Source organism: Streptomyces nojiriensis (assembly GCF_017639205.1).
In the GTDB taxonomy this organism is placed as follows: domain Bacteria; phylum Actinomycetota; class Actinomycetes; order Streptomycetales; family Streptomycetaceae; genus Streptomyces; species Streptomyces nojiriensis.
Map to the genome: position 1 here is coordinate 489,126 of NZ_CP071139.1, position 22,368 is coordinate 511,493.

The 22,368-nt window shown below is 70.9% G+C and carries 19 protein-coding genes and 1 pseudogene; 11 read left to right on the forward strand and 9 right to left on the reverse strand.

Annotated elements, in window-relative coordinates:
• Positions 1-16 precede the first annotated feature (16 nt).
• Positions 17-220: a cold-shock protein gene (locus JYK04_RS02410; RefSeq protein WP_004986771.1), complete on the reverse strand. Its 204-nt coding sequence runs from the start codon at positions 218-220 to the stop codon at positions 17-19.
• 325 nt (positions 221-545) lie between these two features.
• Positions 546-1,964: a hypothetical protein gene (locus JYK04_RS02415; protein WP_189743429.1), complete on the reverse strand. Its 1,419-nt coding sequence runs from the start codon at positions 1,962-1,964 to the stop codon at positions 546-548.
• 265 nt (positions 1,965-2,229) lie between these two features.
• On the opposite strand from JYK04_RS02415, the gene JYK04_RS02420 reads away from it, so the two are divergent.
• The 5 genes from JYK04_RS02420 to JYK04_RS02440 all read left to right on the forward strand — a co-directional run bounded on the left by JYK04_RS02420 (position 2,230) and on the right by JYK04_RS02440 (position 7,390).
• Positions 2,230-5,019, forward strand: coding sequence for a glycoside hydrolase family 2 protein (locus JYK04_RS02420; RefSeq protein WP_189743431.1), 2,790 nt, complete (start codon positions 2,230-2,232; stop codon positions 5,017-5,019).
• Between the two features lie 97 nt (positions 5,020-5,116).
• Positions 5,117-5,536, forward strand: coding sequence for a cytidine deaminase family protein (locus tag JYK04_RS02425; protein WP_189743433.1), 420 nt, complete (start codon positions 5,117-5,119; stop codon positions 5,534-5,536).
• Positions 5,533-6,150, forward strand: coding sequence for an HAD family hydrolase (locus JYK04_RS02430; protein WP_189743435.1), 618 nt, complete (start codon positions 5,533-5,535; stop codon positions 6,148-6,150). The genes JYK04_RS02425 and JYK04_RS02430 overlap by 4 nt, the downstream gene beginning before the upstream one ends.
• Before the next feature lie 94 nt (positions 6,151-6,244).
• On the forward strand, positions 6,245-6,745 hold the full coding sequence (locus JYK04_RS02435; RefSeq protein ID WP_189743437.1) for a GNAT family N-acetyltransferase: 501 nt from the start codon (positions 6,245-6,247) through the stop codon (positions 6,743-6,745).
• A gap of 219 nt (positions 6,746-6,964) precedes the next feature.
• Entirely contained in the window at positions 6,965-7,390 is a 426-nt protein-coding gene (locus JYK04_RS02440) for an AdipoR/hemolysin III family protein (RefSeq protein WP_189743439.1), read from the forward strand.
• Positions 7,391-7,445: 55 nt separating this feature from the next.
• Here JYK04_RS02440 and JYK04_RS02445 read toward each other — a convergent pair whose 3' ends face one another.
• The 3 genes from JYK04_RS02445 to JYK04_RS02455 form a co-directional block, all read right to left on the reverse strand.
• A complete protein-coding gene (locus JYK04_RS02445; protein WP_189743441.1) occupies positions 7,446-8,258 on the reverse strand; it encodes a DUF2182 domain-containing protein in 813 nt (270 codons plus the stop codon).
• Complete coding sequence (locus JYK04_RS02450; protein WP_208809263.1) at positions 8,258-9,646, reverse strand: tyrosinase family protein; 1,389 nt, start codon at positions 9,644-9,646, stop codon at positions 8,258-8,260. Before JYK04_RS02450 ends, JYK04_RS02445 begins: the two co-directional genes overlap by 1 nt.
• Before the next feature lie 266 nt (positions 9,647-9,912).
• Positions 9,913-10,746 carry a PIG-L family deacetylase gene (locus JYK04_RS02455; RefSeq protein WP_189743444.1) on the reverse strand — a complete coding sequence of 278 codons (834 nt, stop codon included), beginning with the start codon at positions 10,744-10,746 and terminating at the stop codon, positions 9,913-9,915.
• A gap of 486 nt (positions 10,747-11,232) precedes the next feature.
• On the opposite strand from JYK04_RS02455, the gene JYK04_RS02460 reads away from it, so the two are divergent.
• Complete coding sequence (locus tag JYK04_RS02460) at positions 11,233-11,799, forward strand: CAP domain-containing protein (protein WP_229876432.1); 567 nt, start codon at positions 11,233-11,235, stop codon at positions 11,797-11,799.
• Positions 11,800-11,905: 106 nt separating this feature from the next.
• Here the strand turns inward: JYK04_RS02460 and JYK04_RS02465 are convergent, their stop codons facing one another.
• The 4 genes from JYK04_RS02465 to JYK04_RS02480 form a co-directional block, all read right to left on the reverse strand.
• On the reverse strand, positions 11,906-12,988 hold the full coding sequence (locus JYK04_RS02465) for a serine hydrolase domain-containing protein (RefSeq protein ID WP_189743448.1): 1,083 nt from the start codon (positions 12,986-12,988) through the stop codon (positions 11,906-11,908).
• A 348-nt stretch (positions 12,989-13,336) separates the two neighbouring features.
• Positions 13,337-14,584, reverse strand: a complete 1,248-nt coding sequence (locus JYK04_RS02470; protein WP_229876434.1) for an acyltransferase family protein — start codon at positions 14,582-14,584, stop codon at positions 13,337-13,339.
• A gap of 2 nt (positions 14,585-14,586) precedes the next feature.
• On the reverse strand, positions 14,587-16,737 hold the full coding sequence (locus JYK04_RS02475) for a bifunctional polysaccharide deacetylase/glycosyltransferase family 2 protein (RefSeq protein WP_229876437.1): 2,151 nt from the start codon (positions 16,735-16,737) through the stop codon (positions 14,587-14,589).
• Between the two features lie 31 nt (positions 16,738-16,768).
• A complete protein-coding gene (locus JYK04_RS02480) occupies positions 16,769-17,233 on the reverse strand; it encodes a hypothetical protein (protein WP_189743450.1) in 465 nt (154 codons plus the stop codon).
• Positions 17,234-17,598: 365 nt separating this feature from the next.
• Between JYK04_RS02480 and JYK04_RS02485 the strand changes: the two genes are divergently transcribed.
• The 5 genes and pseudogenes from JYK04_RS02485 to JYK04_RS40960 form a co-directional block, all read left to right on the forward strand.
• Positions 17,599-18,543 carry a glycoside hydrolase family 16 protein gene (locus tag JYK04_RS02485; RefSeq protein ID WP_189743452.1) on the forward strand — a complete coding sequence of 315 codons (945 nt, stop codon included), beginning with the start codon at positions 17,599-17,601 and terminating at the stop codon, positions 18,541-18,543.
• A 154-nt stretch (positions 18,544-18,697) separates the two neighbouring features.
• Complete coding sequence (locus tag JYK04_RS02490) at positions 18,698-20,227, forward strand: adenosine deaminase family protein (RefSeq protein WP_373297481.1); 1,530 nt, start codon at positions 18,698-18,700, stop codon at positions 20,225-20,227.
• Positions 20,228-20,279: 52 nt separating this feature from the next.
• Positions 20,280-20,768, forward strand: a complete 489-nt coding sequence (locus JYK04_RS02495) for a DUF4265 domain-containing protein (protein WP_189743456.1) — start codon at positions 20,280-20,282, stop codon at positions 20,766-20,768.
• A gap of 176 nt (positions 20,769-20,944) precedes the next feature.
• A complete protein-coding gene (locus JYK04_RS02500; RefSeq protein WP_189743458.1) occupies positions 20,945-21,844 on the forward strand; it encodes an NUDIX hydrolase in 900 nt (299 codons plus the stop codon).
• Positions 21,845-21,973: 129 nt separating this feature from the next.
• Positions 21,974-22,324 (forward strand): annotated as a pseudogene (locus JYK04_RS40960) (NUDIX domain-containing protein); the annotation flags it as partial.
• Positions 22,325-22,368: the final 44 nt, after the last annotated feature.

Consider the following 22,368-nt stretch of genomic DNA (forward strand, 5'->3'; position numbering starts at 1 on the left):
GAAGTGCGCGTCAGCGTCAGGCGGGAACGATGTTCTCGGCCGTCGGGCCCTTCTGGCCCTGCGCGATGTCGAAGCTGACCTTCTGGCCCTCGAGCAGCTCGCGGAAGCCCTGGGCGGCGATGTTCGAGTAGTGGGCGAACACGTCAGCGCCGCCACCGTCCTGCTCGATGAAGCCGAAGCCCTTTTCCGCGTTGAACCACTTCACGGTTCCAGTAGCCATGTCATATCTCCTTTGGGGCAGTACATCGGGATCCACACTGTGCGGATTCCGTGTCGCCGCGATGATTACCCCGTCCGATAATGACCGGAAAATAAAAGTACCCCCAGGGGTGTAGACACCCGCCGGGGCACTTGAAGTTTTGGGAACCACAACTGCAACTGAGATCGACAGTAGCACGAATCGACACACCGTGTACGGTGAAACATTTCACGACACCCGCCGCAGGAAAAAGCCTCATGGCGTGGTTCGTCTCATTCTCATCGCGCGAACACAGATATTGTTCCGCCGCCGGTCGATGTCCGCACACGACGTCCGGTCGGGTGGGCTACGCCCACCCCTCCGGCATCGTCCGGGTCTCCCGCACCGTCCCCCGCTGCCGGGCGGCCGCCAGGCGGGCCGCCTGCTCCGCGACCGGCCCCAGGTCGGTGGGAGCGCTGCCCGACTCCGGCGGCACGGCGCGCTCCCCCATCAGCTCCACCTGACGGGCCAGTTCCACGGCGAACACCTCGGCGGGCAGGAACCAGGAGGCGGCGCCTGTGACGTCCACCTGGTGCAGCAGGCCCTCGGCGGCGAAGTGCAGCCGGTAGCCCAGGTACTGCCGGTCGGCGTCGAAGAGCAGGCTGCCGGTGACCTGCCCGCGACGCTCCCGCGCCCACCGCACCAGCCTGCCCACGGCGAGCGGCAGCGTACGGGCCCGCCCGGCCGCCGCCGCGTACCCGTCGGCCTCCACCCCGCCCTCGGCATAGCGGCCCGTACGGGTGACGGTCATCGCGCCGGGCTCGGCCCCGGTACGGAACTCCAGCCGCCCGTCACCGCCGTCGTCCGCGACATGGCGGCGGCGCAGTTCGAAGTACCGCGCCGTATTGGCCGCGGCCGTCCCGATGGACGCGGCGACCACGGTCACCCGGGCCGCCGGGTTCCCCGCGAGGAGCGCCTCGGCCGTGGCCAGCGCGTGGTCTCCGCCGCCGGCCACGATCCAGCTGTCGGCAAGCGTTGCCGCGATCCGTCCGTGTACCAGCTCGTCGCCGAAGCAGAGGGGTCCGGCGCCGTCCTCGGAGGCCCGCAGGAAGGCGGCGAACGCGCGGATCGCCTCGATCGGCGCGCCGACCGGAGCGAGTAGCGCCGGGTCGAGCAGCGCCGGGTCGACGCGGTCCAGCAGCGCCAGCACGTCCGCCGGGCCGCCCCTGCGGTCGAGTACGTCGACGAGCGCGGCGGCCGCCTCGCCGGCCGCCGGCCCCATCCCGACCAGCTCGGCCAGCAGTACGCCGGCCGCCCGGTCGAAGGAGTGGAGTGCGGGACCGGTGCCGGGCGCGAGCTGCGCGGGCAGCCCGGGGGCGAGCGTGGGTATGCCGTCCACGTCGACGATCAGCCGCTCGGCGGCCCCGGTGGGGTGGATGGCTGCGACCAGGCGGCGTTCCATGTCCACGGCCAGCTCGGCGGCGCCGTCGATCACCGGGCCGGAGGCCGCCAGCCGGTCCAGCCACAACCGGACGGCCAGCGTGGGCACCCGCTCCGCCGGGGCGGCGTACGCGTAGGGGTCGAAGCCGAGCGCGTTCAGATGGCGCAGCTGATCGGGGGTGTGGCCGAGATCGGCGAGGACGCCTCGATGGAACGGCCCGCCGCGATCGTCGACCAGCAGGGCCCCGGCCGGGCGGGCCAGGACGGCGGGTCCGCCCCCGATCATGATCCGCACAGCCGTACTGATCTTCTCGGGCATCTTCGTGTCCCCCGCCTCAGTGATCATGTGGCCACAGTAACCGTGCGCACCGACACGCGGCAGGGGCACGTGCATCGGCAGGTCGCTGCAACCCCCCGCCCTGTGAGTGGAGTTGCCCCGGGCCCGGCGGTGCGGCGGGCCCGGTCGGGAGCGGGCGCGGCCGGGGCGCGGCCGGCGGCGCGCGGCTCGCCGTAGGGGCGTGACGGACCGTCCTGCGGGTCGGGTGCGTTACGGTCCGTTACCTGATCTTCGCGTCACGTGGACGTCCGACCAGCTCCCCCCGGAGACCACCGTGTCCCAACTCCCCCGCCCCGCTCACACCCGGCGACTCCGGTCGGCCGCCGTGGCCTTGGCCTTGCTGGGCCTGCTGCTCGCCCCGGCCGCCGTACCCTCGGCCGCAGCCCCCCGCCGCCCGGCCGGTCCGGGTTCCGCTCCCGCCGCGACGACGGTGGCACCGGGCGGGACCGCCGCGCTGACCGGGTACGCGATCCGGTCGGCGGCCGAGGTGCCCGACACGGCAGCCGCCGTGTCCACGCCCGACTATGCGGCGACCGGCTGGCACCGGGCCGGGCCCCGCTCCACGGTGCTCGCCGCGCTGGTCGCCGACGGCACGCACCCGGACCCCTTCTACTCCACCGACCAGCAGCGCATCCCGCGCCGTGACTTCGCCGGTCCGTGGTGGTACCGCAGCGACTTCGTACTTCCCGGCACCTCGGAGCGCACCTCGCTGGACTTCAGCGGGGTGGTCTCCGCGGCGGACGTGTACGTCAACGGCCGGCAGGTCGCCTCGGCGGCCGAGGTGGCCGGTGTGTACACGCACCACGCACTCGACGTCACCGATCTGGTGCGGGCCGGCACCAATACGGTCGCCTTCCGGATCCAGCCGAACGATCCGCGCAAACACCTCACACTGGGCTGGCTGGACTGGCTGCAGCCGCCGCCCGACGCCAACATGGGCATCGTCCGTGATGTCCTGGTGCACCGGCGGGGGCCGGTTTCGCTGCACGACGCGCACGTGGTGACCGGCCTGGACGTGCCGTCCCCGGCATCGGGCCCGCAATCGGGCCCGGCCGAGCTGACCGTGAAGGCGCGGGTCCGCAACGACTCGCGGGAGGCCGTCACCGCGACCGTCACCGCCGCCGTCGGCGGTGCCGGGATCGGCGGGTCCGGGATCGTGCTGCGCGAGGACGTCACCCTGCGCGCCGGGGAAACCCGTGCGCTCGTCTTCGCCCCGGACCGCCATCGGCAACTGCGCCTGCAGCGGCCCGCCCTGTGGTGGCCGGCCGGTATGGGACCCCAGAACCTGTACGGGCTCCACCTGACGGCGGCGGTGGCCGGCAGCCGCTCGGACTCCGTCCGCCACTCCTTCGGCATCCGTGACGTGCGGGCCCCCCTCAACTCCGCCGGCGCCCGCCAGTACACGATCAACGGCCGCCCCCTCCTGATCCGGGGCGCCGGCTGGTCGGCCGACGAGCTGCTGCGCTGGGACACCACCGCCGCGGAGGACCGGATCAAGGCCGCGCTCGACGCCGGTCTGAACGCCTTCCGCCTCGAAGGCCATATCGAGCCGGACGAGTTCTTCGACCTGGCCGACCGGCACGGAATGCTGGTGCTGCCCGGCTGGGAGTGCTGCGACAAATGGGAGGGGCCGGTCAACCCGACCGGTTCGGGCGAGAAGTGGAACGCCGCCGACCGTCTCACCGCCCGGGCCTCCATGGCCGCCGAGGCCGCCCGGCTGCGCGACCATCCCAGCATCCTGTCCTTCCTCATCGGCAGCGACTTCGCACCCGACGCCCGGACCGAGCGGGACTACCTCGACGCCCTGCGCGCCGCCGACTGGCCCACCCCGGTGGTTCCGGCCGCCTCCGCCGTCACCACGGCCCTGAGCGGCCCCTCGGGCATGCGGATGACCGGACCCTACGACTGGGTCCCGCCCTCGTACTGGTACGACAAACGCGAAGGCGGCGCGACGGGCTTCAACTCCGAGACGAGCGCCGGACCCTCGATCCCCACCCTCGACACCCTGCGCCGCACGCTCTCGCCCGCGGAGCTCGAAACCCTGTGGACATCGCCGGCCGCCCCCCAGTACCACCGCTCCCCCTCCCCCACCTACAACACGCTGAAGCTGTTCAACGAGGCCCTCACGCGCCGCTACGGCGCGCCGCGCAGCCTGCGGGACTACGTGGCCAAGGCCCAGCTCGGCCAGTACGAGAACGTCCGCGCCCAGTTCGAGGCCTACGCCCGCAACGCCACGGACCCCGCCGACCCGTCGACGGGGCTCGTCTACTGGATGTTCAACAGCGGCTGGACCTCCCTGCACTGGCAGCTCGTCGACCGCTACCTCGACCGGGGCGGCGCCTACTACGGCGCGAAGAAGGCCAACGAGCCCCTGCACATCCAGTACTCCTACGACGACCGGACCGTGGCCGTCATCAACCGCCGGTCGGCCGCCGCCTCCGGTCTCACCGCCCGGGTCACCCTGTTCGACACCGACGGGACCTCCCTCTTCGACCGCACCGTACGCGGACTGCGGGTCGGCGGTGACGGCGCGAGGACCACCGCGCTGACCGTTCCGGCCGTTCGGGCCGCCGCGGACCGGCCGGATGCCACGTACCTCGCCCGGCTCACGCTCACCGACGGCGCCGGCCGCGAAGTCAGCCGCAACGTCTACTGGCTCTCCACCCGCCCCGACGTCCTGGACTACGACGCCACCGACTGGTACCACACCCCCACGACCGGCTACGGCGACCTCACCGGCCTGAACTCCCTCGCGGCCGCCACCGTGACCGCGACCGCCCGCACCACGCGCCACGCCGGCTCGATGTCCACCACCACGGTCACCGTCCGCAATACCGGCAGCGGGAACACGCCCGCGCTGCTGACCGATCTCCATCTCGTCGACGGCCGGGACGCACCCGTGCTGCCGGTCCGCTGGAACGACAATCAGATCACCCTCTGGCCCGGTGAGAGTGCCGTCCTGACGGCCGACCACCGGACGGGCGACGCGGCCGGCGCGGCACTCCGGGTACGGATCTCGGGCTGGAACACACCCACCACCCACATCACCCCGAGCTCCCCCTGACGCCGGGCAGCCCTGGCGGGCACGACCCGCGAAATTCGCTTGCGCACCCTCGGCCACTCGGGCCAACGTCGGCAGACACCGAACGAAGGCAGAACCGATGACCACCGCACCTCCCCGGCCCGTCGACCACGAACTCGTCCAGGCCGCAACCCACATGGCGCGCACCCGGTGCCACGGCGACAACCACACCGTGGCCGCCGCGGCCCGCGCCCGGGACGGCCGGATCATCACGGCGGTGAACGCCTACCACTTCACCGGTGGCCCCTGCGCCGAGCTGGTCCTCATCGGCGCCGCGGCCGCCCAGGGCGCGTACGCACTGGACACGATCGTCGCCGTGGGCGACCGCGACCGGGGGATCATTCCCCCGTGCGGCCGCTGCCGCCAAGTCCTCCTCGACTACTTCCCCGCCATCGAGGTCATCGTCGGCACGGGCGACCGCCCCCGGACCCTCTCCATCACCGACCTGCTCCCCGAGAGCTACGTCTGGGCCGACCACCAACTCGGCACGGCATCATGAGCGATGCCCCCTTCGACGCCGTGCTCTGCGACTTCGACGGGGTCCTGCGCCTGTGGGATCCCGACGGCATGACCGCGCTCGACCGGCAGGCAGGACTGCCCGAGGGCACTCTCGCATCGGCCGCGTTCCGCCCCGAGCTCCTCGACGCCGCCGTCACGGGTCTGATCAGCGACGAACGGTGGCGCCGGCGCGTCGCCGAAGACCTTGCCGAGGTCTGTGGATCACCGGCCCGCGCTCAGGATCTCGTCGCCGGCTGGTCGGCGCTCACCGGTCGTGTCGACGCTGCGGTCCTGGAGCTCCTGACCGCGATACGCAGCCGGGTGCCGGTGGTACTGGTGTCGAACGCGACCACTCGGCTGGAGGCCGACCTCACCGCGCTGGGGCTGGCCGACGCGTTCGACGCGGTTGTCAACACCGCTCGCACCGGGGTCGCCAAACCCGACCACCGGGTCTTCGAAGCCGCGGCGGAGGCGGTGGGAGTGGAGCTGCGGCGATGCCTGTTCATCGACGACACGCCCGGCCACGTCGCTGCGGCGCGGGCGGCCGGGCTGACCGGAATCCACTACCGGCACGTCGATCAACTGCGGACTGCGACCGCGGCGCTGCGACCGTGACGGTGACCGGAGAACATCGTGTACGTCCCCCGGACGCGGCGACCCGCGCGTAATTCCCGGGTGACAGCGATGACGGGTCTCGTACAGTGCGGTGATGTCGACCGTACGAGCGATGACCGAAGCCGACGTCGCGGCTGTCTCAGAGATACGCGTGACCGGCTGGCAGGCCGCGTACGCCGGGATCGTGCCCCAGTCCTACCTCGACCGCATGACGGTCGAAGCGGATGCGCACCGGCGCCGGCAGTACTTCACGAAGCCGGACAAGGCCACGATCGACCTGGTAGCGGTGGACGCCCAGGGCGCTGTGGTGGGTTGGGCCTGCCTCGGGCCCTCCCCCACGGCTGCGGGTGAGCTCTACGCGCTGTACGTTCGGCCTTCACTCACCGGCTCCGGCATCGGCGCCGCGCTCCTCCGGGCCGTGCACGCCGAAGTTCTCGCTCGTGGCTTCGGCTCGGTCCTGCTGTGGGTGCTCACGGACAACACCAGGGCGCGCCGGTTCTACGAACGCGCCGGCTATGTCGCCGACGGCGCCGTCCAAGCCGACGCCTACGACGGAGTGTCCATCCCCGAGGTCCGCTACCGGATCACCTTGTAGCCGGGGCGCTGGCCGGATTTGCGGCTGGACAGCCGGCAGGAGCCGCCGGAGCATGGCGCGCAGGTGCGACGCCTTTCCAGCGGAAGGACCGTCAGGATGAACGTGGACGACGGGAAATCGGGCGGCCGGCGGCCCTGGCAGCGGTCGCCGGCGAACGGCGACCCAGGACCGGTGGGCCCGGGAGGACTCCCCCACGGGCCGATTCCCCCCGGCGCGCGGATGCCGGACGCCGTCAGGAACCTTCGTGTACTGATGATGGTCCTCGGCGGCATGCAGGCCCTCCTCGGAGTCGCCCTGGTGACCAACAGCGTGGCCGTCGCCACGTCCATCTGGGGCGACGGGGACGCCTCCACCCCGTGTTGCACCACGCCCGGCGGGGATCACGCCGGGATGGTCGTGTTCGTCGGCCTGCTCGTCCTCGGGGTTTCCGCATGGGGCGTCACCACCGCCCTCAAGTTCCCCACGCGCCAGCGGATTCTGCGCGTGTCCGCCCTCGCCTACGGGTGGACGGCCCTGCCCTTCAGCTGGGCGTTCTTCCAGGTGATACCCCTGCTGGGGTTCGCCTGGCTCGTGCCGGCGATCCTGGCGATCGTCCGCCCGAACCAGCCGGAAAGCCGCGCCTGGTTCAACCACCGGCCCCTGTGACACGCAGAGGCGTCATTCCGGCCGGATGACCCCGCGGCCGTACGGCGGGTGCGCTTCAGGTGATCTCGAAGGTGAGGGCGACCATCAGCGCGGCGGCGGCCAGTACCGCGGCCGCGACGTGCGTGGGGCGGCGCGGCTTGCGGGCGAACTTCTCGGTCGTGACGATGCCGGTGAGCAGCACCATCCAGCCGAGCATCCCGATCCCCCCGCTGGCCCCGCTCGCCACGGCCATCACGAGCATCAGCGCCCAGCACGAACGGAAGCAGGCTCCGCCGTGGCGCAGCCCGAAGCGGCCGGCCCCCGCCACCGCGGGCCAGCCGCTCAGTGGTAGCGGGGAAGATCGGTGGCAGTCCCTCAGGGCGCGCCGTTTGTGGACGGTCAGCTGCCATACGGCCGCGAGCGCCAGCGCCGAGGCCAGTACGACCTCGTCGGGCAAGGGCGACCACAGCGGTGCCAGCCGCAGCAGCAGCGCGCCGTATCCGATCCAGACGGCCAGGAAGACCGCGGCGAAGGTCGCCATCGCGCGCTGCCGTCGTCGCCGCAGGCTGTTCGTGCCCACGTGCTCGAGCACGGGGACGGCCGCAGGCAGCATCATCGCGAAGCTCATCAGCGTCCACATCGCCAGGTCCATGGAGCCGGATGCCCCGAAGCCGGCCGGGGGGCCGCCCGGTTCCACGGCGCCACCCGTTCCGTGCATGTGGGTGGCGCCATCCGTGCCGTGCGTCCGCCCGGCCACGACCAGCGAGACCAGGGCGATCCAGGCGGCTACGGCCGCCAGCTCGAAGCCGAGGGAGACGCGCGGCCGCAGCACCCGCCGCAGGCGCATCGTCCGCGGAGAGCGCACGCGCTCCGCGCTCTCCTGGGCCATCAGGTGTAGCCGAGGCTGACGCGTCCGATCTGGACCGGAGGGTCGTCCTCGCCCTCAGGCTCCGTGAAGCCGAGCGGAAGGAAGGTCACGCGCATCTCGCGATCGTCCCAGGCGTTCTCCGCTTCCAGCCTGCGCACCAGTGGGGTGATCTCCACGGTCACCCGCAGGCCGTGCGGGTGTTCATCGCCTCGTGGATCCTGTGCCAGCTCGATACCGAAGAACGGCAGATTGCCGACCCGGTGGCTCTCCGCCAGTTCGTCCGATGCTCCGTCGGGCAGGTTGACGTAGATGCCGTAGACGGTGTCGGGGCTCTCGTCACCCTCGATGTCTTCAACGCTGAGATATACCCGCCCTTGGGCCTCGGCGGCCATGGCTCCGAGGCCCATGCCGAGCGACCGTACCGTGCGTTCGTCGATGGGTACACCGACGCTCGCAGGGCGACCGACGAGGCGTACGGGATGCTGTGACGCGCCGACCAGTTCCCTCCGCTCGGTCCGGGCCGGCCCGGAGGGGTTCGGATTGCTCATCGCCATCTCGGGGACCGGAAGCGGGGGCGGGGGCGGGGTGGTGATCGCCACGTTCGACTCGTACGTGTACCCGAGCTGGTTCGCGATGTCTACGACGTCGGCCCCGGTCAGAGGTTGCACGGTCCCGTCGGCGTCGAAGAACCGGTATTCCTGGTCCGTCCAGCGCAGGTCGGTCGGGTTGCTGTGCCCCGGGTGGCTCGACCATTCGAACCACAGGCGGTCGATGTTGGCGTGGTGAAGCCAGAAGATGGGATCCTTCGCGGCCGTGAGGGGGTTCCTCATGAGGCCGCCGAGGTGGTTGTGCACGGCGCCGTGCGGCGTGAGCTCGATCTGTCCGTGTCTGTTCCAGATGGAGTCACCGTCCGGGGTGATGCCACCGCCGAATTCCGCCTCCCCGATGAACTGGGGGCGTGCCAGCGCTGACACCGCGGAGGTGATCTGGAAGGGCAGGGCTTGGCCCAGATTGACGTTGTTGCCCCGCTGGGCGAAGAGGGGGTTGGTGCCGCCTTGCGATTCGCGAAAGGCCGGGGGAATCCGGGCTTGCGTTCCGCCGGCGTCGTAGCCCCAGAACGGCAGGGCCCAGTCGGCCGGGCCGCCCAGGTCCACGACCGTCGCGCGAACGATCCGCTCGAAGAAGTAGAGGTACATGCGGTGCCAGGAGAGGAAGAACCAGGACCCGTGCTGGCAACCGTTCCACAGCGGCTTCGGCGGCGTCACGGTCGTCTTGTGCATGGCTGCCTGGTAGAACCAGCTCGTGGGGTCGTCCGGGTCCCGGCTCTTCATCTCGCCGACGGCCGCAGCATAGTGAGCAAGCGTCTGATCACCGTCCTGAAGTGTCCACACGTTCTTGCGCAGGTGCATCACCATGGCGTCCGCCTCCGTCACCCCGGGCATGGTTCGGTCGCTCGCATCGCCCGGCCGCCCGTTGTCCACCAAGCAGACTCGCGAGCCGGAATCGGGAGAAAGCTACCGAAACGGCACGCCTGAATGGACTCGGCGCGCGGGCGACAGGGCCAAAGGGAGGCGTCTCTCCCCTCCTCGCCGTTGCCCTGTCGCCCCTGCCGCGCCACCACGCCCGCGATGGCGGCGTCCGCCCGCCGGGCGGGCGGGCGGGCGGGCGGACCCGATCAGCGCAGTCCGGCGAAGAGGTCGTTCTCGGGTACGGCCGCGCCGGTGGCGTCCTTGACACGTACGAAGGTTTCCATGCCCATCAACTCGCCGAACCGCTCCTTGCCCATCCTCAGGAAGAAGATGTTCTCGCCCTGACTGGCGTGCGCGGCCAGCGCGTCGAACTTCTGATCGCTGAACGCGGTGGTGTCCACCCACGTGGTGATCTCGTCGTCGGGGAGGCCGATCTTGGCCATCGCGGCGGCCTCGGCGGGGTCCGGCTCCGGCATGTCCTCGTGGAACTCGCGCATGATCTCCCCGAACCGCTGCATCCCCGAGCGGGGCATCGTCGTCCAGTACACCTTCGGTGTCAGCGCGGTCATCTCCAGCGCCGCCATCGTGATGCGGTGGGCCTGGATGTGGTCGGGGTGGCCGTAGAAGCCGTTCTCGTCGTAGGTGACGACCACATCGGGTCGGTAGTGCCGCATGAGTTCCGCGAGTCGGGCGGCGCCCTCCTCCACGGGGGTCTGCCAGAAGGATCCGGGGGCGTCGTTGCTCGGCCAGCCCATCATTCCGGAGTCGGCATAGTCCAGCGTTTCCAGATCACTGATCTTCAGGACGTCACGGCTCACTTCGAGTTCTTGACGGCGCATCAAGGCGACGGTCGCCGGATCGTGCCCGGGATCGCCCGGCTTGACACCCCCCGGTCCGTCACCGCATCGGCCGTCGGTACACGTCACGAGAACCGTGCGGATGCCCTCCGCCGCGTACCGCGCGAGGACTCCTCCGGTTCCGGTGGCCTCGTCGTCGGGGTGGGCGTGCACTGCCATGAGCGTCAAGGGCCGGTCACTCACGAAACAATCCTCCTGGAAAAGCACTTCTCGGTCCGAGTGCGCGGCGGACATGCCGCGATCCTGGGGGCCCGGGTCCTGGTGGGGCGGACGACCTCATGGTCTCCGTGCTCCCCGCCCGTGCGACGCCGGTCCCTCGGTCGATGCAACCGCGCCGACCGGACCGCCTGTTCCCGGCACGGCCACTTGGCCTTTCACCCTGCCTCCAACCTCACCCCAGCGCATCGGCCATATGCCCTTCCGCGGCAAGGTCGCCCCGCCCCTCGGGCATGCCTGCGAGCCCGCGCCGGTACGTCTGCCCGGGGCCTGGATGGCGGGTCGGCGCGTCAGCTGGCAGCCTGGAGGGGAAGCCGTAGCGGGGGCCGTGCCACGTGCCGCCACTTGCGCGCCGCGGCGCCTCCGCTGCCGGAAACCACTGATCGTGTTCGCGGGAGGTGGACCTCCTTGAGCAGGCACGTTTCGTTCATCAGAACCGCACGGAGTCTCGCTGTGGCCGGAGTCCTGTCGGCCGCACTGGTACCGGTATCGGCAGCGCCGGCGACAGCCGCCGCGTGCGACGCCGCGGCCGCTGCCCGGGCCCCGAACAGCAGCAACGACAGCGCCGTACGGAATGCACTGGTATGCCTCATCAACAACCAGCGTACGCAGAGGGGTCTGCCCGCCCTCACCACCAACCAGGCACTGACCACTGCGGCGCAGCAGCATTCCGCCGCCGCCGTGCAACAGAAGTGGTGGGGACCGGGTAAGGATTCGCACCGCAACCCGCAGACCGGTTCGACGCCGCAGAGTCGGATCAAGGCCGCGGGCTACTGCCCGAACCCCAGGTCATGGGCCGTCGCCGAGATCACGTACACCGGCTGGGGCGGCTCGGGGACCCCGAATGCCGCGGTCAACTGGTGGATGAACGTGAGTACATGGGGCCACCGCCAGATCATCCTCGACCCGTCGATGCGAGAGATCGGTGCCTGGGCCCAGCCGGGTTCGGCCGACCCGGCCGGGGCCGGTGCGAGTCAGGCCGGAACCTACGTCGTGACCTTCGGGCGCTGCCAGCAGTGAGCCGGTGGGTGCGGAGCCGCGGCCGCCCGGCCCGGCCGGAGCGGCATGCTGCAGCAGGAAGGACCGAGGGTCCGACCCGCGTGGCACCCCCCTCCGGGGCCGTCGGCTACTTCTGCTTCGCGGCGCACAGGGCCGTGTCCACGACGCTCTCGACGCGCCTCGTGGTCGCCACGTCGGTCGGGACGGCGGTCACCGTGACGTTCGCCGCCGCGCGGCTGTCGTCGGTGACCCCTCCGCGGGTCTCGTACCCCATGATGTCGCCGCCGTGGCCCCAGTAGAGGCCGCCGCACGACAGCGGCCTGCTCATGATCCCCAGTCCGTACCCGGCGCCGGTGTCCCCGAGGGGGACGGTGGTGCGCATCTCGGCGAGCTGCGCGTCCTCCAGCAGGTCGCCGGCCAGGAGCGCGGTGTAGAACCGGTTGAGGTCGGAGTTGGTGGAGATCATCTGTCCCGCCGCCCAGCTCGCGGACGGGTCGATGTCCGTGACGTCGCGCCACGGCCCACCCGCCGCTTCCTTGCGGTAGCCCCGGGGATGGCGTTCCCGGACGGTCGTGTCACCGGCGGCCGGGAAGTAGGTGTGGCGCAGTCCGACGGCCCGGACCACCCGCTTGTCGATCTCCTCGGCGAGCGGCCGGCCGGTGACCTTCTGGACGATCAGGCCGGCCAGCACGTAGTTCGTGTTGCTGTAGGCCCAGCTCTTCCCGGGGGCGAAGTCGGCCTTCTTCCGCAGGGCGATGTCCAGGATGTCGCGGGGTTCCAGGTACCGGCGCTGGAGGAAGGCGCTGTCGACCTCGTTCTCGTAGTCGGGAATCCCGCTGGTGTGCTGGAGCAGCTCACGGACGGTGATGCCGCGCCCGTCGATCCCTTCTCCGCGGACGAGGCCCGGCAGATGGGTGTCGACCTTGTCGTCGAGGCCGACTTTCCCCTCGGCCACCAGTTGCAGGACGACCACTGCGGTGAAGGTCTTGGTGGTGCTGCCCACCCGCACCTGCCCGTCCTCCGGTACCTTCGCCCCCGTGGCCAGGTCGCCCACCCCCGCGGTGTAGTGACGGGCGCGCCCCTTGACGTCCTGGACGCTCGCCAGCGCGGCGGGCAGTCCGTCGGAACGCACCAGCGCGTCGAGACCATGCTGGACCGCGTCCGGCCGGGCGGAGGATGCCGCGGGCGGCGCCAGGGCTCCCAGCGTCATCGCGCAGACGGCCACCGCGGCCGCGGCCGTCGCGGCTCTGCGCCGGCCACCCTGCTGCCGACAGAAAGAACGAAGCGTGTGCCAGGACTGTGCGTGCACGGGCCAACTCCTGTGAAGCGTTGGGGATCCAGCGGTTGCCGCTCCCAGCCTCTCCGGGGGTGCACGTCCTCAGCGATCATGCCACCCGGCCCGTCCCGGGTGGGGATATCCCCCGGGACCAGGGGAAGCCGTGCCTGAATCGGGTGGTTCCGGCAGGTGGGACCGGCCCGGGACCGGCCCCGTGCCGGCATCGTTTTCACTGGTCAACGGCGCTGCGAGCCGTGGGCTCGCCGCAGTGCGCGGCCCCCGTCAGTCGGCGGCCCGGCGCCTGCCCCGTCGGCGGCGTGGGTAGGGGAAGAGCCGTGGCGGGCGTTTGGCGGCCAGGTCCTCGACCCAGCCGAAGGTCAGCACCAGCAGGCCGAGGAGCGGGATCGCCACCAGCAGCGTGAACCATGGGCTGGCCAGCAGCCACTGGAGGTTCGCGTAGAAGAAGTGGACGCTCCAGAGGGGGTCGATCAGCGGGACGGCGACCACCAGCGCGGCCTCGTGCCAGAGGTAGACGCTGACGGCGCGTGCGTTGATCAGGCTGACCAGGCCGTTCCAGCGTGCCAGCGGCCTCGGCCACTCCTCCCAGGACGGGCTGACGTGGAGCAGGATGGCGACGAAGCCCAGGGACCACAGGGCCTGGGCGATCGGCCAGGACTCGATGTCGGTCGGTTCGGTCGGATCGACCGGCCGGGTCTGCAGGTACCAGAGGCCGGCCACCATGATCAGCGGCGCGATGGACGGCAGTACGTACTGCGGGATCTTCTTGAGCAGCCCTTCCTGGTGGGCCATGCCGAGGATCCAGCAGGAACCGAACATGGCGAAGTCGTTGGCGGTCTCCCACACCCGGCTGTAGATGAACTCCTGGTCGGCGAAGAACGTGTTCATGACGATCGTCAGCGCCAGGGGCGTGAACAGCGTCACCACCGGAAACCGTCGCAGTGCCCGCAGCATCAGCGGTGAGAGCAGGACGTACCACAGGTAGGCCCGGAGGTACCAGAGCGGGACGATGATCTGCGCGGCCCAGACGTGTTCCACGTGATGGTGGAAGCCGGCCAGCTCGTCCGCGTACGGCGGAGTGCTCAGCGGCAGGATCCAGAACGCCAGCTTGGCCCACCACCAGGTGGGGTGGCCCTCGGAGTCGGGGCCCCAGCCGTCGAGGATCTGGAGGGTGATCACGACGGCGCCGAACAGCCACATCGGAGGCAGCAGGCGGCGCAGCCGGCCGCGGATCACGCCGAGAGCGGGACGGCTGAGCGAGCGGGCCATCAGCGAGCCGGCCAGCGCGAACATCACGCCCATCGAGGGGAAGACGAGGGGCAGCCAGAACCAGCCGAAGTTGTGGTAGAGCACCACGCGGCCCAGCGCCAGCGCGCGCAGCAGGTCGAGATAGCGGTCCCGGCCGCCCTTGCGCTGGGGCGGTGCGTCCGGCTCCGGCTCCTGTCGCAGCACGGCGGGGACCCTCAGCTGGACGGTGTCGAAGGCGCGTCCTGGGTCGACGGATGCGGGCACGGTCAGGCCTCCACGGGGACAGCGACCTCGCCGGTGCGCCGAAGCTTCTGCCACCGCAGCCGGCCACCGGGCATCGCCGTGATCGCGGACTGCAGCAGGACGATGTACATCAGCTGCCGGTAGACGAGTTGCTGGATGGGCAGGCTGATCAGATGCCAGGGCTTCTCGCGGTCGAGCCGGAAGGCGTACCAGGAGAGTGCGGCCTGGAGCAGGATGAAGCCGCCCCAGCTGGTGAGGGTGATCGGGGCGTCGCCGAACAGCACGCCGTACAGCAGGAACATGTCGACCAGCGGCGCCAGGAGCGGGGCGACCACGCCGAACAGCACGACGAGCGGCAGCCCGAGCCGGCCGAAACGCCCGGCCGGGCCGCGGGAGGTCACCGCGCCGCGGTGCTTCCACATCGCCTGCATGCTGCCGTAGCTCCAGCGGTACCGCTGGGACCAGAGCTGCTGGAGGCTGGCGGGAGCCTCGGTCCAGGCTCGGGCGTACTCGGCGTAGACGATCCGCCAGCCGTCGCAGAGCACCGCGATGGTGATGTCGGTGTCCTCGGCGAGGGTGTCGTCGCTCATCCCGCCGACCCGCTGCAGGGCCTCCTTGCGGAAGGCACCGACCGCGCCGGGGATGGTCGGGATGACGCCCAGCATGTCGTACATCCGGCGGTCCAGGTTGTGGCCGAGGACGTACTCGATGTGCTGCCAGGCACCGATCAGGCTCTCGTGGTTGCCGACCTTGGCGTTGCCCGCGACCGCGCCGATCGCCGGGTCGGCGAAGGGCTGGACCAGCTCGCGCACGGTGGACGGCTCGAAGACGGTGTCGCCGTCCATCATCGCGATGATCTCGTAGGAGGCTGCCGCGATGCCGGTGTTGAGCGCACTGGACTTGCCACCGTTGACCTGGCGGATCAGCCGGACGAACGGCAGGTCCATGGCTTCGACGATGTCCGCGGTGCCGTCCGTCGAGCCGTCGTCGATGACGATCACCTCGATCGGATGGTCGCAGGCGGCCAGGGAGTCGAGGGTGTTGGCTATGCACTCGCGCTCGTTGTAGGCCGGGACCAGTACGGTCACCGGCTCGGAAACCGGCGGTCCCCAGGCGTCGCCCCGCTTGGAGCGGCGGGCGTGGATCGGTGCGAGGACGAGCATCAGCGCGAACTGGCCGAAGTTGAGGAAGCCGACGAGGGCCAGCAGCGCGACCAGCACCGGCAGCGTGAGCACGGCGAACTGGGTGGCCCAGATGAATCCCTTGCCCGCCCACAGCTGGAAACCGTGCACCGGCATGGTGGCGCTGGAGGCGCCGAGTGCGTCGGAGATGGTGGTGAAGCGGTAGCCCTGGGCCTGCAGCTTGTCGATGATCTGTACGAGGGCGGCGATGGTCTGGGTACGGTCGCCACCCGCGTCGTGCAGCAGGATCAGCGCGCCCGCACCGGGCTTGGCCGGCATCGCCGCCTTGACGATCTGCTCGACGCCGGGGCGCTTCCAGTCGTCGGTGTCGCGGTCGATGAACGCGGTGAGGTAGCCGCGCGCGCCCACGTACTTGACCACCGGGTAGTTCCAGTCGTCCATCGCGGTGGCGTCGGAGGAGTACGGCGGGCGGAACAACGCGGAGTGGACGCCCGCGACGCCGGCCAGCGCCAGCTGCGTCTGCGCCAGCTCCCAGCTGGTCCGGGCGTGGGACTGGTACACCAGGTCGGGGTGGGTGAAGGTGTGCACCCCGAGCTCGTGGCCGCCCGCGACGATCTGCCGGATCAGCTCAGGGTTGCGCGTGGTCATCGCGCCGGTCACGAAGAAGTCCGCACGGACCTTGCGGGCCGCGAGCACCTCGAGGATCTTCGGGGTCCACTGCGGCGAGGGACCGTCGTCGAAGCTCAGAACAGCGGTGCGGTCGGGAATGTGATAGCTCACGGGGTGCTCGTTCTTGGTGCCCCGCGCGTCGATGATCGGGCCGCCCTTGAGCAGGTTGGCCGGCACGGTCGTCTTGTCGACCGAGATCGCGATCCGGGAGTCGTGGAACGCCTCGTTGGTGGCGAGGCCGCGCAGGACGAGGAGCGCGAGCAGGCAGGCCAGCAGGGACAGCGGCATGAAGAAGCGCAGCGGCGGCGCGGCCAGTCGGCGCGGCCTGAGCAGGGACTGCCGGCGGCGCTGGTGGCGGGACAATGACGCTCCTGGAAATGGGTGGTGCGGACGATCAGGGGTGTTTGGCCGGTCGGCCGGAGGGCGCTGCCCCGCGTGGTGCGGTGGTCGTGGTCTTCGGTGTCGTCGCCGCGGCCTTCGTCGCGGCGGCCGTCGGCTTCGTCCCGATGGGCGTTGTCTTCGTCGCGGTGGGCGGGGTCTTCGTCGCCGCGGCCGCGGTCTTCGCATGGGGTGTCGCAGACCGCGTGGCCGTCCGGGGCGCGGACGACGAGGACGACGGGCCGGACGGCGGTGGCGCGGATGCGGGCGCCGGGGTGGGTGGCCGCGAGGGCTGCACGGGTATGCCCACGGCCGGGGCGTCCGCCTGCACACCGATCAGGCTGCTGCCCATGGCGACCGCCAGGACCGCGCCGACCACCGAGACCGGCCATCCGATGCCCCTCAGCAGACGGCCGCGCAGACCCGACTGGTCGACGAATACCGGGGCGGGAGCGGACTCCCGGAAATTTGACTCAGCCATGTCAGACTCCGCCTGGTGCGCCGATCAGCGGTCGACGGAATTGATGCGTGCGCGCACCCTGCGAGGCCTTTCGGCGCAGGGTACGCAGACCGCGGGACAGCAGGGCGAACGCCAGTACACCGAACCGACTCGAATTCGGCCCGATGTCTACATTTGGCGCGATCTACTCAGGCGCTCCAATCGGATCGAAATGCCAATGGGATGTACCGATCGGTAGGCGAGGCCTCGGCCACAAAATACCGATCGACCGCCTGCGAGACACCGTATGAGCGGGCGCAAATATGCCCCCTCGTCTGATCGGTCATTTGATCCTCATGCAAAAAGGGCGCGTCCAGGTACCGCCCCCCATGCCCCAAGGAGCCCCCGTGAGTCAGCCCCGCCGCACCTCTCGTCGCCGCGTGTGGACCGCGCTCACACTGCCTGCCCTCCTGTGTCTGCTCGCCGCGTGTTCCGGCGGCCCCGCCTCCGACAGGGGTGCCGATGCCGCGGCCCCCGGCGCCTCGCCGACCCCGTCCGGACCGCCGGGAACGCTGTTCGACGGCTTCCAGTACAGCGGGCCCGACGACCCCTCGCTCACCGCCAACGGCTGGGAGGTCCGCAACGGCGCGGGCAGCCCGGGGATCAAGGACACCTGGTCCGGCGCCGGCGTCGGCTTCCCCGCCGACACGACCGCCCAGGGGGGCAGGGTCCTGCAACTGCAGGCCTCCACCGACGGCACCAAGCAGGGCACCAGGCAGGTCGAGGTGCAGAGCACCGGCACCGACCTCTTCACGGGGACCTACGCCGCTCGGGTCTACTTCAGCGCCAAGCCCACGAGCGGTCGCAACGGCGACCACGTCGTCCAGACCTTCTTTCCGATCTCCTCCTCGGAATCCTCGGCGAATTACAGCGAACTCGACCACGAGTACCTGCCGAACGGCGGCTGGGGTTCGGTGGGTTCGCAGCTCGACAACGTCAGCTGGTACCAGGCCGATCCGCCGGACCGAGTCAGCCACACGCTCAAGCGGCACCTTGATGGCTGGCACATCATGATGATCACCGCCGTGAACGGAAAGGTCACCTATTCCCTTGACGGCAAGGAGCTGTTCACCAGCTCGGGCAAGTACGTACCGCGCGAGAAAATGGACATCCACTTCAGCAACTGGTTCATCGACCTTCCCTTCACCGGCGGTCCGCGCACATGGGACATGAAGGTCAACTGGTTCTACTACAAGGCCGGTGAGGCTGTTTCCCAATCGGAGGTCCAGAAAACGGTGGACGGCTTCTACAGTTCCGGCACCAACTACATCAACACCGTGCCGAAGTCCTGACCACGACCCGGGCACCTCTCTCATGCCGGTGCGCAGGTGGTGGGTGCGGTCCCCGCCGGAAGGAACGATCCTCTGCGGGGCCTCCCGGGTGACACGGCAAGGCGCCCGGCACGGCATACCGCCCCTCGGTGGTCCGCTTCACCACCATGTGCCCGTGATCCCATCCCACTTTATCGGTGCGCTCTCCGCCCTCGCCCTGCTCACACCCGCCTCCGCCTACGCGGCCTCCGCCCCCGCCTCCGTCACGCCCCCGGCCCACGGGCCCGGCCGGGCCGGGGACTTCTTCGCCGACCTCCCCAAGGGTGGTGACCTGCACAACCACCTGTCCGGAGCGGTCACCACCGAGTTCCTGATCGAACTCGCCGCCGAGGACGGCCTGTGCATCACCACCGACACCACCACCGCGGTGCCCCCGCCGTGCGGGGCAGGCACCCGGCCCGCCGCCGACGCCGTCACCGACGCCGCCTTCCGCCAGCAGGTCATCCGGGCCTGGTCGATGCAGGACTTCCCGGCGGACGGCAACGGCCACGACCACTTCTTCGCGACCTTCGGCAAGTTCGGCGAGGTGACCTGGCGACACCCGGGCCGCATGCTCGCGGAGGTCGCGGGCTCCGCCGCCCGGCAGAACCAGTTCTACCTGGAGACCATGATCTCCCCGGCCTCCGGCCAGGCCCGTGAGCTCGCCGACCGGGTCGGCTACGACGCCGACCTCGACCGCATGCACGACAAGCTCCTCGCCGGCGGGGGCCTGGACGCGGTCGTACGGCAGGCCCGCGCCGATGCCGACAGCACGGATGTCGAGTTCCGCACCGCCGCGCACTGCGACACTCCACAGCCCGACGACGCGTGCTCCCTGCCGTACCGGTGGATCTCCCAGGTCGCCCGCGCCGGCACCCCGGAGCGGGTGTTCACCCAGATGGCGCTCGGCATGCGGCTGGCCGAGCGCGACCCGCGCTTCGTCGCCGTGAACCTGGTGCAGCCGGAGGACGACCCGGTCGCCCTGCGCGACTACCGCCTGCACATGCGGATGCTGAACTACCTCAAGACCCAGTACCCGAAGGCGCACATCACCCTGCACGCGGGCGAGCTGGTGCCCGGCCTGGTCAAGCCGGAGGACCTCACCTTCCACATCAGGGAGGCCGCCCAGACCGGCCGCGCCGAGCGGATCGGGCACGGTGTGTCCGTCCTGCACGAGGACCGCTGGGAGTCGCTCATGCGCTACATGGCCGAGCGGCGCATCGCGGTCGAGGTCCCCTTCCACAGCAACGAGCAGATCCTGCGCGTCTCCGGCGACGCGCACCCCTTCGCCACCTACCGCCGCCACGGCGTGCCGGTCGTCCTCGCCACCGACGACCCGGGCGTGTCCCGGATCGAGATCACCGACGAGTACCGCAGGGCGGCGGAGATGTACGGACTCGGCTACCCGGAGCTGAAGGACCTGGCCCGGGCCTCCCTGGAACACTCGTTCCTGCCCGGCCGAGGCCTGTGGAACCGTGACGTCCGTACCGGATACCGGCCGACCGGGGCGTGTGCCAAGGAGCGGCAGGGCGCCGAGCACCCGGGCGAGCGGTGCGCCCGGTTCCTGAAAGCCAGCCCGAAGGCGCAGGTCGAGTGGCGGCAGGAGGCGGCCTTCCAGCGCTTCGAGACCGACCACGTCCGTGCCACCCGCCCCGGCTCCCACTGATCCCGGGACCATCCGGTCGGAACCGGCCCGCGGTGTCATCGACGAACAGCGCATGATGGCGCTCATGGAGAACGTGGTCGAGAAGATCAAGGTGTGGTTCCGGTTCGTCCCGCGCGAGGGGTGGTTGCCGCAGGACATCGAGGGCCTGTGGGCGTCGAAGCTCGGAGATGACACCGCGAGCGTGGAGAACTGCCCCTTCCTGCAGGACGGGGTGGCCGAGGGGGATGTCGTGCGGTACCGGACCGACTCCGACGGGCTCCACTGGGCCGTCGGGCTGGTCAGTTCCTCCGGCAACTGCACGATCCGTGTGGTGCCCGTGCCCACCGGTCCCCTGGGGCGCAGCCCGCAGGCGGTGCACCAGCGCCTTTCGGAGTTCGGTCTCGGTGGCGAGGTCTTCAGCGAGGACTTCCCCATGCTGTCCCTGACCGCGGAGGCAGGGGCGGACTTCGCCGGGATCAAGGCCCTCCTGAACCGGGGCCGGGACGAAGGATGGTGGCACTACGAGGTCAGCTGCGGCACGGATGCATGGTGGAACGCCTGACCCCGCAGGAGTGAGACCGACCGGTTCGAGCGAGTTTCGGGACCGGTCGGCCCGGTCGGCCCGAGCCCGCACGGGCCCCGCCTCGCATCCGGACACGGGTTCGCGCGATGCCCCCGGTTCGGCCGTGACGGCCCCGTATCCGGACCGTTCTCCAGGGCACCAGTGAAGGAGCATCGATGAACGAATCCGTCGAACCGCACGGCACCGCCGCACTGCTGGTCGACTCGCGAGGCCGGTACCTGTTGCATCTGCGCGACGCCAACAAGAACATCTGCGATCCGGGCACGTGGTCGGTCCCTGGCGGAGGCCGGGAGGGCGAGGAGACGGCGGCGCAGGCCGTCGAGCGGGAACTCCTCGAGGAGACCGGCCTGACGGTGCCTCTGGAGCCCTTCACGATCGTCGCCTGCCACGGGCCCGGGCCGGACGGGCCGGCCGAGGGCCGAATCCAGGTGTATCTGGGGGCCTGGGACGGCGACGCCGACGAACTCCCGTGTCCCGAAGGCATCATGTTCCGCCATTTCGACGCGGCCACGATCCCCTTCCTGACGATGTGCCCGTGGACGAAGGAGGTCATCGACCTCCACCAGGCCCGGGGCCTCGCCCCGGCCGCCGTACCGGCCCAGGCGCGGCCCGGCGGCCGCGCACTGCGGAACATCGTCGGCGTTCACCTCTACCTCGAACGGGACGGGCGGATCCTGCTCGGACTGCGGCACCCGGACTCCGCCTTCGCCGCGTCCACCCATCACTTCCTCGCCGGACACTGCGAGCAGGAATCCGCCGTCGCCTGCCTGGTGCGGGAGGCGGAGGAGGAGGCCGGCCTGGGCATCGACCCGGACGATGTGGAACTGGTCCACGTCGTGCACGTCGTGGACCGACCGGGCGGCCGGCCCCGTATCCAGCTCGTGTTCCGTGCGCGGCGCTGGCACGGCACACCCGAGGTGCGCGAACCCGACCGCTGCCTGTCCTGGGGCTGGTGGCCGGCCGACGACCTCCCCGAACCGGTCGTCCCCTACGCCCGGGCCGCCGTCGAGGGCATCCGGGCCGGCCGCCTCTACTCCGAGCTCGGCTGGGCATGAACCACCCATGACCTCGATCCGCTTCGCCGTCGCCGTCGCCGTCGCCGGAACACCGGACCGTCCCCACGACCGCGGTCTCCGGGGCCGCCGCCCCCGGGCCGCATCGTGAGCGGCGGCCCCCGGCACACGGTGCCGGTCGACGTCCACCTCCTCCTGCGCCGCGACGGCGGCCGCGGCCCGGAGGTGCTGCTGTCGCGCCGGGCCGGGCCCGTGTACGCGACCGGCCTGTGGCACCTGCCCTCCGGGCACCTCGACCCCGGCGAGGACATGGTGGAGGCGGTGATCCGGGAGGCCCGCGAGGAGACCGGTGTCCTCATCGCGGCGCCGGACGTGACCGCGGCGGTCACCGTCCACCACCGCCCTCCCCGGGGCAGCGGTTCGCGGATCGGCATCTTCTTCGAGGTACGACGGTGGGCGGGCCTGCCCCGGGTGCGGGAGCCGGACCGGTGTGACGGCATGGGCTGGTACCCGCTGGGCTCTCTGCCGGAGCCGATGGTCGCGTACTGCCGGGCCGGCCTGGACGC

Coding starts and splice junctions, on each gene's coding strand:
- JYK04_RS02415 (WP_189743429.1), bottom strand. CDS start 1,964: ATGATCACTGAGGCGGGGGACACGAAGATGCCCGAGAAGATCAGTACG.
- JYK04_RS02410 (WP_004986771.1), bottom strand. CDS start 220: ATGGCTACTGGAACCGTGAAGTGGTTCAACGCGGAAAAGGGCTTCGGC.
- JYK04_RS02500 (WP_189743458.1), top strand. CDS start 20,945: ATGAACGAATCCGTCGAACCGCACGGCACCGCCGCACTGCTGGTCGAC.
- JYK04_RS02425 (WP_189743433.1), top strand. CDS start 5,117: ATGACCACCGCACCTCCCCGGCCCGTCGACCACGAACTCGTCCAGGCC.
- JYK04_RS02480 (WP_189743450.1), bottom strand. CDS start 17,233: ATGGCTGAGTCAAATTTCCGGGAGTCCGCTCCCGCCCCGGTATTCGTC.
- JYK04_RS02450 (WP_208809263.1), bottom strand. CDS start 9,646: ATGCACCTGCGCAAGAACGTGTGGACACTTCAGGACGGTGATCAGACG.
- JYK04_RS02430 (WP_189743435.1), top strand. CDS start 5,533: ATGAGCGATGCCCCCTTCGACGCCGTGCTCTGCGACTTCGACGGGGTC.
- JYK04_RS02435 (WP_189743437.1), top strand. CDS start 6,245: ATGTCGACCGTACGAGCGATGACCGAAGCCGACGTCGCGGCTGTCTCA.
- JYK04_RS02465 (WP_189743448.1), bottom strand. CDS start 12,988: ATGACGCTGGGAGCCCTGGCGCCGCCCGCGGCATCCTCCGCCCGGCCG.
- JYK04_RS02495 (WP_189743456.1), top strand. CDS start 20,280: ATGATGGCGCTCATGGAGAACGTGGTCGAGAAGATCAAGGTGTGGTTC.
- JYK04_RS02440 (WP_189743439.1), top strand. CDS start 6,965: ATGCCGGACGCCGTCAGGAACCTTCGTGTACTGATGATGGTCCTCGGC.
- JYK04_RS02445 (WP_189743441.1), bottom strand. CDS start 8,258: ATGGCCCAGGAGAGCGCGGAGCGCGTGCGCTCTCCGCGGACGATGCGC.